This window comes from Photobacterium kagoshimensis (genome assembly GCF_050337045.1).
GTDB classification, from domain to species: Bacteria; Pseudomonadota; Gammaproteobacteria; order Enterobacterales; family Vibrionaceae; genus Photobacterium; species Photobacterium kagoshimensis.
This window is the reverse complement of sequence record NZ_JAKJSO010000008.1, coordinates 609,746-622,826: the sequence shown is the minus strand read 5'-3', so window position 1 is coordinate 622,826 and position 13,081 is coordinate 609,746. Positions and strand designations below refer to the sequence as shown.

Sequence of the window (13,081 nt, the reverse complement as noted above, 5' to 3'; positions counted from 1 at the left end):
CTATTGGGTTATGGAAGGTATGGTGGCAGCAGGTGAATGAGAGTGGCATACAGCCTCTCATCAACTTCGCTAGAAAGCTCAAACCTTATCTTCACGGTATCGTGGCATCCGCTTCATATCATCTGAATACTTGTACGCTGGAGGGGATCAATAACAAGATAAAACTCATCAAGCGTATGGGATACGGATATCGAGATACGGAATATTTCTTCCTAAAGATAAAAGCGGCTTTCCCCGGAAAGCCGCGATGAACCAAAAAAAAGCCCACTAACATTGAGTGGGCGAAGCTCTATTTACACAATTAGGAGTTAAGCAGCAGTGGCATTGTGGATTGAAGAGAAGAATGCGTGTTGGCGGCCTGCTAACAGTTCATATATCGTCAATCTTAATGTCACTATATATGACTGGCGTTTATCGGCTTAGTTCAAAGAAATTACGTATTTTTATTGTTTTATATTTAACTTCATGATTTTAAATTGAATTTAAAGCTGTTTTATTTTCTGTCATTCAAAAAATGATGTAAATCAGGGTTTATCCTGTCGTGCTCTGCCACTATGCCTGCTCATATTGTTGTAAAGACAGTCTCTATGTCGTTAAAGGAGAACGCGATGACTCAGAGTTTTTCGCTGAATACGTACCTTGAGCAATTAGCACAATTGGTCAATATTGATTGTGGTAGCCACACCCCTGAGGGGATTGCGAAAGTAGCAGATGTGCTTACCCCTATGTTTGAAGCTATTGGTTTTACCGTTACTCGCCATCAACCCCACCCAGACTCTGGACCATGTTTGGCTATTACTAATAAACCCGACGCAGAGCATTATGATGTGATGCTAAGTGGCCACATGGACACGGTATTTCCCGTTGGTACTGTCGCTGATCGCCCGATGACTTTTGATCAAGAAAAAGTCTATGGTCCCGGCGCGACAGATATGAAGTCAGGCATTCTGAGCGCACTTTATGCATTACAAGCGCTAACTGACGATGAACGTTCCCGCCTTGCGATTGTAGTTGTCTTAAACTGCGATGAAGAAATTGGTTCTATTTACTCGCGTGAGTGGCTTGAAGGTTTTGCACGTAAGAGCCGCCAAGTGCTTGTTTGTGAAGCATCGCGCCCAACAGGTAACTTGATCCGTTCGCGTAAGGGCAATGCTAAGTACGAAATTGAATTCCACGGTGTCGCTTCCCATGCGGGCTCTGCATTGGCTGAAGGCGTGAATGCAATTTATGAACTGAGCCACTGGTCATTAGCGATTAAAGACATGGTTAACCTTGAAACGGGCACCACGATGAATGTGGGTGTCATTGAAGGTGGCATGGCTGTCAATGTAGTGCCAGATTACGCAAAAGCGACGGTTGACCTGCGTTTCTGGAACACTGATGAAGCAGAGACGATCCACGAGAAGCTATTAACAATGGCTGAAACGCCGTTTGAAGCTGGTGCGAGTGTGACGATCAATCGAGTTACTTTTAAGCCTTCAATGCAGCCATCAAGTGACACTGAAGCCTTGATTAAGCTTGTGAGTGAAGAAGCTGACAAGCTGAATATCGTGTATGGTTGGGAAGATGCTGGTGGCGGCTCTGACGGCAACTTTACTGCAGCTATTGGTACACCAACGCTTGATGGCTTTGGTCCTATGGGGGCAGGCTTCCATAGTGATAAAGAATATCTACTGATTGACTCCATTGCACCGCGCATTGAGTTGTTAGCAAATACATTACGCCGATTGTAAAATTGAGTCTTAGTTAATAACGAAAGCCAAAACTGAAAAGTTTTGGCTTTTTTATTGCGTTGCTGCTTGACCTTAGACTTAACTCCAAGGTTTATATTCATTGCCAGAACAACCATTCATACCGTCAGTAATGTTTATTTCGGTATGAAAGCATTAAGGAGATGCGCCATGTGTGCTCAATGTAACAGTAAGAAAACTCATATCCATACCACGAAAGCAACTACAGGCAATGCAACCACAGTTAGCGTTGAAAGTGCGGTTGTAACAGATTGTTGTGCAACTGCAGCGGATCATTCTACAAGTTGCTGCAATTCTTCTGATTCAAGTGAAGGCGATGATGGTGGTGATGTAGCCTCCTCAGGCTCCATAATCAACCAACCTTTAGCAGGTAAATCGATGGCGAAATTTAAAGCATTCACCGTAGCTGAAAAAGCGGACTCCTCCTCCGTATTGGATGCGCATTCAAGTGTGACCGAACAGCATAGTCATGCTGCTGAATTGTCACACTCTCATCAGAAAGTAACGCAACAAAGCAGTGACGCCTCTGGTTGCTGTAGTGCTGGGCAATGCTCGGTGAATGCGGATGTATTGAATGATGAAGGGGATGAAGCTGCAATCGCCAAAGACGCGGAGCATAGCCAGCGTTGGAATATTTTAGGCATGGACTGCCCAAGCTGCGCCGCCAAACTTGAAAAAGCGGTGATGAGTATTGCTGGTGTTGAGCACGCTAAAGTGATGTTCGCCACTGAAAAGTTGGTGGTAAGCAGTGCATCTCCGATGGCTGATAAAATCGAAGCAAAAGCAAAAGAAGCAGGCTTTCGTTTAATTGGATCAAAATCAGCCGCGATAGAAGAACAGCCGAGCTTTATTCAACAACATTTCCCTGTGATTGCGATTGCATTAATGATGCTTGCTTCATTTGCGATCGATAGTCAGTCTGAGTTTTACGGCCTAATTGCTTTCTCGGTTACGACGGTCTTAGGGCTGATACCTATTCTGAAAAAATCGATCAGTTTAGCGAAATCAGGCTCACCATTTTCAATTGAAACCTTAATGTCAATTGCGGCATTAGGTGCGCTTTACTTGGGCGAAACCGCAGAAGCGGCAATGGTCCTGTTACTCTTCTTGCTTGGCGAGCAGCTCGAAGGTTACGCAGCTTCTCGTGCTCGAAGTGGTGTGAAAGCGCTGATGGATCTTGTGCCTGAAGAAGCAACACTTGTAAAGCCAAACGGTGAACGATCTAAAGTCGCTGTGGATAACCTAAAGAAAGGTGATGTGATTGAAGTTGCACCAGGTGCTCGCTTACCTGCCGATGGTATTGTATTAGATATTGCAGCAAGTTTTGATGAAAGTGCATTAACAGGAGAGTCGGTTCCTGTCGAACGCGCTCCTGGTGATAAAGTGATGGCTGGTTCATTGGTTGCAGATAAAGTGGTGCAGCTAACGATTGAATCAGAACAAGGTGATAATGCTATCGACCGTATTCTTCATTTGATCGAAGATGCAGAGTCACGTAAAGCACCATTAGAGCGTTTCCTGGATAAGTTTAGCCGTTGGTATACACCAGCAATGATAGTGCTTGCGGCCTTAGTGATAGTTATTCCACCTATGTTCTTTGGTCAGTCTTGGGATGTGTGGTTGTATAAAGGCTTAACCTTGCTGCTGATTGCTTGTCCTTGTGCATTGGTTATTTCAACGCCTGCAGCTATTACCTCTGGCTTAGCGGCTGCGGCTAAACGAGGCGCATTAATTAAAGGTGGTGCAGCGCTTGAACAGCTTGGCCATATTAAAACGGTCGCGTTTGATAAAACCGGTACTTTGACCGAAGGTAAGCCAGTGATGACAGATCTGGTGAGCTGGGAAGGTGATGAATCAAGGCTATTGCGTCAAGCCGCCGCAATTGAAGCGGGATCGCTACATCCACTTGCCATGGCGGTAATTAAAGCGGCAGAGCAAAAGGGTATTGTAATCCCAGAAGCTAAGCACCGTGAAGCATTGGTGGGTAAAGGGATTCAAGGTGAAGTGGATGGCGTCATGATCTTGTTATGTGCCGCTGATCGTTTGCCAGAGAGTGTGTTACTCAGCCCTGAACAGCAACAAACAGTTGATGAGCTTGAAGCTCAGGGTAAAACGCTGGTGGTTGCGATGCGTGATAGCGTGCCTGTCGGTGTTATCGCTTGGCGTGATAATCTGCGAGATGATGCAGCCAAAGCAATCATCGCACTGAAAGAAATCGGAGTGGGTGCCGTTATGCTAACGGGAGATAACCATCGCGCCGCCAGTGCCATTGCGGCGGATATTGGGATTGATTACCGTGCAGGCTTACTTCCAGCCGATAAAGTATCTGCTGTGCGTGACATGAATGAAATTCACAATGTTGCCATGGTGGGTGATGGTATCAATGATGCACCAGCGATGAAAACGGCTTCGATTGGTATTGCGATGGGAGGCGGTACCGATGTTGCGCTAGAAACTGCAGATGCAGCTTTAACACATAACCGTGTATCTGAATTGCCGAATATGATTGTATTGTCGCGTGCAACGCTTGCGAACATTCGTCAAAACATCGTACTTGCATTGGGTTTAAAAGGCGTTTTCTTGGTCACGACTTTACTCGGAATGACAGGGTTATGGGTCGCCGTTTTAGCTGATAGTGGTGCGACTGCTTTGGTGACATTAAATGCATTAAGGCTGCTTCGTTTCAATCCTGATAAATAGTGAAGTGCATAACCAAGGTATTTTTTGGTTAAATTATCAGCGTTATTGGTCGTTCATTGACTAAAATAAACCGCAGCTTACGGAAATGTAGCTGCGGTTTTTTTGTGATCCTTGCCAACCGCAAACGATTTTAAGTGATGGTGATCACTGTTTGCTGAGAAATGAAAACAAGGCGATTTTGCTTAACGTGACAACAATCACTAAAAAGTGCGATTTGTTGGGCTATCGTAAGAACATGCTTTTGAGAGTGAAACTTGCTGAGTATGGCTCTTAACGTACCCTATGAGTAAAGTGTTCTGGCAACCCTACACAGAATGCAATAACGATAAAAAGGATATCAATATGTCTGACAATAATGTTTTCCACTTAGGTGTTAACAAAGCGGATCTTAACGGTGCTGAACTAGCGATCATCCCTGGTGATCCAGCTCGCGTTGAAAAGATTGCCAACCTAATGGATAACCCTGAGTTTCTAGCAAGCTCTCGTGAGTACACCGTATTTCGCGCGAAACTTGATGGTAAATCAGTAGTAGTTTGTTCGACAGGTATTGGTGGTCCATCTACGTCGATTGCTGTAGAAGAGCTAGCACAACTTGGCGTACGCACTTTCTTACGTGTTGGTACAACAGGTGCTATTCAGCCGCATATTAACCCTGGCGACATGATTGTGACCACAGGTTCTGTTCGTCTAGATGGTGCTAGCCTTCACTTTGCCCCAATGGAATTCCCAGCAGTTGCAGACTTTGAGGTTGCAACTGCAATGAAAGCAGCATGTGACGCTGATAACGCAACAGTGCATACAGGTGTGACTGCATCAAGCGATACTTTCTATCCTGGTCAAGAGCGTTACGATACATTCACAGGTCGTGTTGTTCGTCGTTTCCAAGGCTCTATGGATGAGTGGCAGCAAATGGGCGTGCTTAACTTTGAAATGGAATCTGCAACGCTATTAACTATGTGTGCAAGCTCAGGCCTACGTGCTGGTTGTGTTGCGGGCGTTATTATCAACCGTACTCAAAAAGAGATCCCAGATCACGCAACATTGAAAGCGACAGAAACACGTTCAATCAAAGTTGTGGTTGATGCTGCCCGTCGTATGCTTGCTGAATAATATTTCCAAAATGAAGCTTTGGCTTCTACACGTCTAAAGCCACCTTCGGGTGGTTTTTTTATGGCTGCTATTTAGTGTTTGAAAGAGTGATAGCGGGAGTGGGGTTCGAACGAAGACCTAAGTGTTAAACTTTCTGGATATTTTCACTGTGAATGTATCAAGGTGCATATTTATCTATAAAATTACGTTTTTTACACTTACTTACATTTGCTGGAAGGGGTTAATTGCACTTTATATTTACTTAAATCAAAAAAGTTGAATGTTTTTCTCTTTTTGCTGCCTTTTTCAACGTTTGGTGGATTGATCTTGCCGTGATCATCCATTAGAATTCGCCGCGCATTACAGATGCACACATTTTTTAATATTTATTACTTTTTTTGAACTACTCCTGTAGGGGAACTCAATGTCTACAAAACTAGCTAACCCAGCGCCTTTAGGTTTGATGGGCTTTGGTATGACTACCATCCTTTTAAACATCCACAATGCGGGTTTCTTCCCTGTTGATTCAATGATCCTAGCAATGGGTATCTTCTACGGCGGTCTTGGTCAAGTGCTAGTAGGCATGATGTGTTTCAAACGTGGTGATACGTTTGGTACAACAGCATTTACTTCTTACGGTCTATTCTGGCTAACACTTGTTGGTTTGATGGTTATGCCAAAAATGGGTCTAGCAGCAAGCCCTGCACCTTTCATGGGTTGGTACCTACTACTGTGGGGCATCTTCACTGGCTTCATGTTCATCGGTTCACTTTGCTACCCACGTGCTAAGCAATTCGTATTTGCTTCACTAACAGTACTATTCTTCCTGCTTGCTGCTCGTGACTTCACTGGTAGCGCGCTAATCGGCACAATCGCTGGTTTTGAAGGTATCATCTGTGGTGCAAGTGCAATCTACTTCGCTATGGCACAAGTACTGAACAACGAATTTGGTCGTACAATTCTGCCTGTTGGTGAGAAAAAAGTAGCGCAAGCAGCACCGCTTAAAGCTGCAGCTTAATCGCGCCTGATTGATGAAAAAACCTCGCTTAGGCGAGGTTTTTTTGATCGTCTAGAATAGAAGTGTCTCAGCATCATCTTCTAGACGATAAGGAATCAGTATGGCACAGCGATATGCAGCGATTATGGGGGCACTCATAGCAGACGCTGCGAGTATGGGCTCTCATTGGATCTATTCTCCCGAGCGAGTGAAATCACTTTTATCTCTTCCTAATTTCCCTTTTATTGAACCTAGCCCCGACCATTATAAAGGTGTTGATGGTTACTATGCGCATGATAAGTTGGTTGCAGGTGAATCGACGATCTATGGGGAGTGGCTTGCGCTCTACATTCGTTTACTGAGTGATCCTACGATTAGCACTCACCATATCCAGCAGCATGTCTTAGAACACTTCGGCCCAGGTGGAGAATTCATTGGCTATGTCGATAGCCCAACGAAAGCGTTAGTTTTATCATTATCTTCACTAGATCCTGATGACTGGCCTGAAGATTCAGGCAGTGATGATGACCAAAATCCTGCTTTGTGTGCCATTCCTGCATTAGTTGCCTTAAAGTACCCCTCAGAAAAGCTTGAGCAAGAAATTGAGCGGATTGTCGGTATTACTCACCAAAACGAGACGGCACTGCAATGCGCAAAAGCATTTGCCTGTGCGTTAAATGAAGCGCTGCGTTCTCGTCGTATAGACCCAGTTCTTAATATATTAAAAATCAAAGCGCCTGAAGAAATACGAGAAAAGATAGAGCAGGTGAGGGTACTTAATGATGATGTTAATGATCTGAGCCACGTACTTACCATAGTGAACCAAGCCTGCCGTTTAGCGGATAGTTTACCGCTTACCGCGTGGGTGCTTAAAAACAGTAATAGCTATACTGAAGCGGTACTGAACAATATAAAAGCATCAGGCGATAGCTGTGGCCGAGCCATAATAGTTGGGGCGATTGCTGGTGCATGTTACGGCTTTGGCGATGAGAATGGTATTCCTATCTCATGGCTGACGACCTTACAAAATGGTGAAGCGATTGCGGAAGATATAGAAGCCTTATTGGCGGCTTCTGGAAACTAAGTGATTGCTCGCTTTTATAGGTTACAACCACAGACAAAAAAGGCTACTGAATCGCAAGATTCTGTAGCCTTTCATTTATCTAATCATCTGGTTATAACCTGACGATTAACAGATAACCTTGATTGCTAGACCACCTTGAGAAGTCTCACGGTACTTAGCATTCATGTCTTTACCTGTTTCCAGCATAGTCTCGATAACTTTATCAAGTGATACGCGTGGTGCAGATGCGCGACGTAGAGCCATGCGGGTTGCGTTAATCGCTTTAACTGCAGCAATACCGTTACGCTCGATACAAGGAACTTGTACCTGACCAGCAACAGGGTCGCACGTTAGACCTAGGTTGTGCTCCATTGCGATTTCAGCAGCCATACATACTTGCTCAGGGCTACCACCCATAAGCTCTGCAAGACCAGCTGCCGCCATAGAACAAGCAACACCTACTTCACCCTGGCAACCAACTTCAGCACCAGAGATAGAAGCGTTACGCTTGTATAGACCACCGATAGCACCAGATGCCGCGAAGTAACGCGTGTAATCTTTAGGGCCAACAGATTGGATGAACTTATCGTAGTAAGCCAATACAGCAGGGATGATGCCACATGCGCCATTGGTTGGTGCTGTAACTACACGGCCACCAGCTGCGTTTTCTTCGTTAACAGCGAAAGCGTACATGTTAACCCAATCAACAACTGTCATTGGGTCATTGCTTAGCTTTTCATTTGTCATCAGTTGTTGGCGAAGCGCTGCTGCACGACGAGGTACACGTAGTGGACCAGGCAGAATACCTTCTTCGTTCATACCGCGTTCCATACATTCACGCATGGTTTTCCAGATATTAGCGAAGTAAGTGCTGATTTCGTCTTCTGCGTTCATTGCGCGCTCGTTCGCCATAACAAGCGAGCTAACAGATAAACCGTGTTCTTTACATTGATCAACTAGCTCTTCAGCTTTGGTGAACATGTAAGGTACTTTAACTGTAGACTCCGATTCTTTGCCGAAGTTTTCTTCGTCAACGATGAAGCCACCACCGATAGAGTAGTATGTCTTAGTGTACGCAACTTCTTCACCGATTAGGGCTGTGATTGTCATGCCGTTTTCGTGAAGAGGAAGGTTAGTCGTATGGAAGTTCATGCCACCGTCACGAGGGAAGTCGACAGTGTGGCAGTGCATGCCAACAGGTAGACGCTCTGTTTCTTCAACACGAGCAATAAAACCTGGGATGCTATCAATATCAACATGTTCAGGGCTGTTGCCCGCTAGACCCATGATGATAGCGATATCTGTGTGGTGACCTTTACCGGTAAGAGAAAGAGAACCATAAACGTCAACGGTAATTTTGGTTACATCACGTAATTTGCCCATTGCACGCAGGTCGTCGATGAATTCTTTACCTGCTTTCATTGGGCCGACAGTGTGTGAACTGGAAGGACCCACACCGATTTTGTAGATATCAAAAACACTGATCATGTTCATTACCTCAGCCTGTTTTAAAGCACTCTGCTTTAAATTTGACTGTATCGTTTTATTTGTCTCGCCCCTTCCTTGGCGAGATGTAGAAAAACAAAAGAGCAGTAGATGAATCATCCCTGCTCTTTAGGTTGTCTATTTTACGCTATTTCTCTGTGAAGACCATGCGTTGTAGCACATTTTCTTATCAGAAATCGGCGTTGGTAGTAAATAATACTCTAAGAGTGTTATTTAACCTTATAGTGCGCCGTAGATTACAGAAGTAATCGCAGCAACACCACATAGTGCTGTGAAAATACGTACAGGTGCTGAAGTTTTGTACTTAGCCATTGCTGGTACTTTGTACATTGCGAATACAGGCATTAGGAACAGGATACCTGCAATCATTGGTGCACCCATAGTCTCAATCATACCCAAGATGCTTGGGTTAACAATCGCTACAATCCAAGTAGTGATTACGATGAAACCAAGAGAGATTTTCTCAGCTTTCTTAGCCGGTGTTTTCTCTGATTTAACTAGACCAACAAGACCTTCGTGAGCACCAAGGAAGTGGCCAAAGTAGCTTGATGTGATTGCAGCGAAAGCAACCAGTGGACCTAGTAGAGAAATCAATGGTGATTCGTGAACGTTAGCTAGGTAAGAAAGAACACTGATGTTCTCTGCTTGTGCCATTGCTAGTTGCTCTGGAGACATTGACAGTACTACAGAGAATACGAAGAACATTACGAAGCCCATCAGCATCATCGCTGCACCACCAGTGATCATGTCAGTTTTTGCAACTGCATTGTCACCATATACACGACGTTGTTCTTTTGTGAACTGGCTAATGATTGGGCTGTGGTTAAAAGAGAAAACAATAATTGGAATTGCTAACCAAATAACAGTAGGCATTGCACTCCAGTCTGGTGCTACTTCCATCATCGAAGTGTTCCAGCCAGGAATCAGGTAAACAGAAAGTGCTAGTAGGATGAATACTAGTGGGTAAACCATTGCTGATGTTGCTTTAAGCATCAGTTCTTTACCGAACACAACACCTGCAGTCATCAGAGCGATAAGTACGCCAGATAGTAATGGACGTGGAATGGATTCCATACCCATTTGGTTTACAAGGAAAGAATCAACGGTATTAGTAATACCTACACCGTAGATAAGTACAATTGGGTAAATGGCAAAGAAGTATGCGAACGTAATAATTTTTGCGCCAGATTTACCGAAATGCTCTTCAACAGTATCAGTGATATCTGCATCAGGGTTCTTCGAAGAAAGAACGAAACGTGCTAGGCCTTTATGAGCGAACCAAGTCATTGGTGCAGCGATAAGAGCCAAAATAACAAGAGGCCAGAAGCCACCTGCACCAGCTTTGATTGGAAGGAAAAGTACACCGGCACCAACAGCGGTACCAAATAGTGATAATGCCCAAGTGAAATCTTTGTAGGTCCACTTAGCTTTTGGAGCAGTTGCTGATGCTGAACTTGTTGTAGTTTGCATAGTATAAATCCAATTTACGGAACGGGAACGTTAGGAACGAGGCGCATTTTGAGGATTTATAGAAGTAAAACTTTGATTAAGATCTCGTTATTGAATGTATACATTTTGCAATACAATTAAAAGTGATCGGTGTCACGTTTTATATTCTATTTGCATAAGTAAAAGTAATCTGTCGCGATACTATATCTCATGCCAAAGTTGAAGTGATAAAATTTTAATCATTTGTGCGGTCGCACCCCAAATTGAATATTTGCTGAATGATATGGAATAAATATCATGTAAATGGCCATTTATCGGGAATTTATGGCTTTTTATATTCAATGGGTTGATTAGGTGGTTGATTGGAACTTCGAATAAACTGTCAACTTCATTGCGATCTAATGTAGGTGTGTAGTTTGGGGAAATGGTTGATAAATATGGTGTGACGACATATCCGCTAATTGTCGGTAACGGAGGAAGTTGTCCTAAAATGTTATCACGATGACAAATAATGCCGGTTTCTTCGTAGGTTTCTCTTAACGCGGTATCAATAAGATCGGTGTCAGAATGTTCTTTTTTCCCGCCAGGAAAGGCAACTTGTCCCGGATGGTGTTTTAAGTGATAGGCACGTTGCGTTAGCACCACATTGAAGGTGTTGTTACGAGGAACCAGTGAAATTAAGACTGCTGCTGGTTTTAAGGGGGAGCGGTATTGTGGAGCAGAAAAAGCATGCGCAGCAAAATGTTGGCGCACACGTAGCTGATGACTTTCGTCATAGCTTGCGGTTGGCGCCAGCATAAATCGGCTTAGTAACTGCTGCTGTTGATTCATAAACCTTCCATGGAAAAGAGAGTTCGTTTTTTGCGTGCTCTTTTTAGTTTAGTCGTTTAGTTGCTCTAACCACTAAATGTCTCAGAATTTAGCTATCCATAGCTAAACACGGTTTGAAACACAGCGTAGATTAACCGTGTTTTCAACTTAGATTCAATCCCAATACTGTTTTATTGTTAAATTGGTCACTGATTAAGTTATCAGTTTGTAGTTATAAGATGGGCAAGATCTTACTGAGTTTGTCCAGCGTCTCTTGATATTCGCTGTTTACTTCACTGTCTGCAACAATCCCACCGCCTGCCCAGGCGTACATTTTATTTTGTTCTGCCACTAACGTACGAATAGTGATACTGGTATCCATCTTGCCGCACTGGCTAATGTAACCAATACTTCCGCAGTACATATTTCGACGGTTTGGCTCAAGTTCTTCAATGATTTCCATAGCGCGTACTTTAGGCGCCCCTGTGATAGATCCACCAGGAAAGCATGCGCGAAGTAAATCAGACGGTGAATACTGGCTAGCTAATTCACCTGTCACAGTACTAACAAGGTGGTGAACCGCAGGAAAACTTTCGATAGCAAATAGGCTAGGAACTTTTACTGAGCCCGCTTTTGCGACTCTACCAATATCATTTCGCAACAAATCGACGATCATCAGGTTTTCTGACCGATCTTTTTCCGCGCAGCGTAATGCCTCAGCACTGGCTTGATCTTGCTGTTTGTTACTAAAGCGAGGACGTGTGCCTTTGATCGGTTTAGTTTGGATATGGCTTTGCTGATGCTGCAAGAAGCGCTCTGGAGATACCGATAAAATGGCGCTCTGTGCAGTTCGGATAAAGCCTGAAAATGGCGCACCATTGGTTGCATCTAGCTTACAATATGCCGCCCACTCATTTCCTTTGTAGCCGGCCGAAAAGCGTTGAGCGAGGTTTATCTGGTAACAATCGCCAGATGTTAAATATTCCTGCACTTGATTAAACTTTTTGCAATAACTGTCAAAAGTCATATTGGCTGACCAGTCAGATGTTAATGCAAATTCATCAGGATGTTGTGAGCCATGTTTTTCGTGGTTCAATTGCGCACTGTTTTTAAGATTAATTAGCCAAGCTAACCGATCACTATTTTCTGGTGAGATTAAGAACAGCTCTTTACGTTGATGATCGGCAATTAAAGCCCAGTCATAGATCCCCACAGCCATGTCGGGTGTCATTAAATCATGCTCAGCCAGAGTGGGTAAACTTTCAACACGCCGACCTAAATCGTAACCAAAAAAGCCTAACGCCCCACCAAGAAAAGGGATATCCGTCATGGTGTTAACTGACGGTAATAAAGACGCTTGGAGCGAAGCAACAAGTGCAAAGGGATCGTCGGTGCTTGTTTTTTCATCACCATCTGACAATTTAATACGGGTTGTTTCACCTTGTGTCTCTAAAGTGGCTAAAGGATCAGCAACTAAAATATCAAAGCGATTATCTGGATGGTTGTTGGCAGCAGAGCGTAATATCATAGCCCACGGCATCTCTGAGAGTGGTGAAAACCATTCCAGTGACGCAGTTGGATGATACTTGAGCTGTTCGATCTTTAGCGAGGATTGTGATTTACAAATCATTTTCTTTTTTGTGACAGGTGTTCGATTAGCGCATAGCGCGAAGTTGTCCGCAAGAGTATCATAAAGTGAGTTTTGAATACGACGCC

The 13,081-nt window shown here is 44.0% G+C and carries 10 protein-coding genes; 6 read left to right on the top strand and 4 right to left on the bottom strand.

Annotated elements, in window-relative coordinates; genetic code table 11:
• The 6 genes from L4C35_RS03335 to L4C35_RS03310 form a co-directional block, all read left to right on the top strand.
• Nucleotides 1–251: transposase (locus tag L4C35_RS03335; RefSeq protein WP_428461540.1), on the top strand; the 251-nt coding region annotated here is incomplete at its 5' end.
• A 357-nt stretch (nt 252–608) separates the two neighbouring features.
• The gene (locus L4C35_RS03330) at nt 609–1,733 is read left to right on the top strand and encodes a M20 family metallopeptidase (protein ID WP_428461539.1); all 1,125 of its coding nucleotides are present in this window, start codon (nt 609–611) and stop codon (nt 1,731–1,733) included.
• A gap of 168 nt (nt 1,734–1,901) precedes the next feature.
• Entirely contained in the window at nt 1,902–4,451 is a 2,550-nt protein-coding gene (locus L4C35_RS03325) for a zinc/cadmium/mercury/lead-transporting ATPase (protein ID WP_428461538.1), read from the top strand.
• A 342-nt stretch (nt 4,452–4,793) separates the two neighbouring features.
• Entirely contained in the window at nt 4,794–5,561 is a 768-nt protein-coding gene (udp, locus tag L4C35_RS03320) for a uridine phosphorylase (protein WP_428461537.1), read from the top strand.
• Between the two features lie 403 nt (nt 5,562–5,964).
• Complete coding sequence (locus tag L4C35_RS03315; protein WP_428461536.1) at nt 5,965–6,558, top strand: acetate uptake transporter; 594 nt, start codon at nt 5,965–5,967, stop codon at nt 6,556–6,558.
• 100 nt (nt 6,559–6,658) lie between these two features.
• The gene (locus tag L4C35_RS03310) at nt 6,659–7,621 is read left to right on the top strand and encodes an ADP-ribosylglycohydrolase family protein (RefSeq protein ID WP_428461535.1); all 963 of its coding nucleotides are present in this window, start codon (nt 6,659–6,661) and stop codon (nt 7,619–7,621) included.
• Between the two features lie 105 nt (nt 7,622–7,726).
• Here L4C35_RS03310 and L4C35_RS03305 read toward each other — a convergent pair whose 3' ends face one another.
• The 4 genes from L4C35_RS03305 to pabB form a co-directional block, all read right to left on the bottom strand.
• Nucleotides 7,727–9,088 carry an L-serine ammonia-lyase gene (locus L4C35_RS03305; RefSeq protein WP_428461534.1) on the bottom strand — a complete coding sequence of 454 codons (1,362 nt, stop codon included), beginning with the start codon at nt 9,086–9,088 and terminating at the stop codon, nt 7,727–7,729.
• Between the two features lie 237 nt (nt 9,089–9,325).
• Nucleotides 9,326–10,576 carry an aromatic amino acid transport family protein gene (locus tag L4C35_RS03300; RefSeq protein WP_428461533.1) on the bottom strand — a complete coding sequence of 417 codons (1,251 nt, stop codon included), beginning with the start codon at nt 10,574–10,576 and terminating at the stop codon, nt 9,326–9,328.
• Between the two features lie 180 nt (nt 10,577–10,756).
• Nucleotides 10,757–11,386: a CoA pyrophosphatase gene (locus L4C35_RS03295; RefSeq protein ID WP_428461532.1), complete on the bottom strand. Its 630-nt coding sequence runs from the start codon at nt 11,384–11,386 to the stop codon at nt 10,757–10,759.
• Nucleotides 11,387–11,597: 211 nt separating this feature from the next.
• Nucleotides 11,598–12,995, bottom strand: a complete 1,398-nt coding sequence (pabB, locus tag L4C35_RS03290) for an aminodeoxychorismate synthase component 1 (protein ID WP_428461531.1) — start codon at nt 12,993–12,995, stop codon at nt 11,598–11,600.
• Nucleotides 12,996–13,081 lie beyond the last annotated feature (86 nt).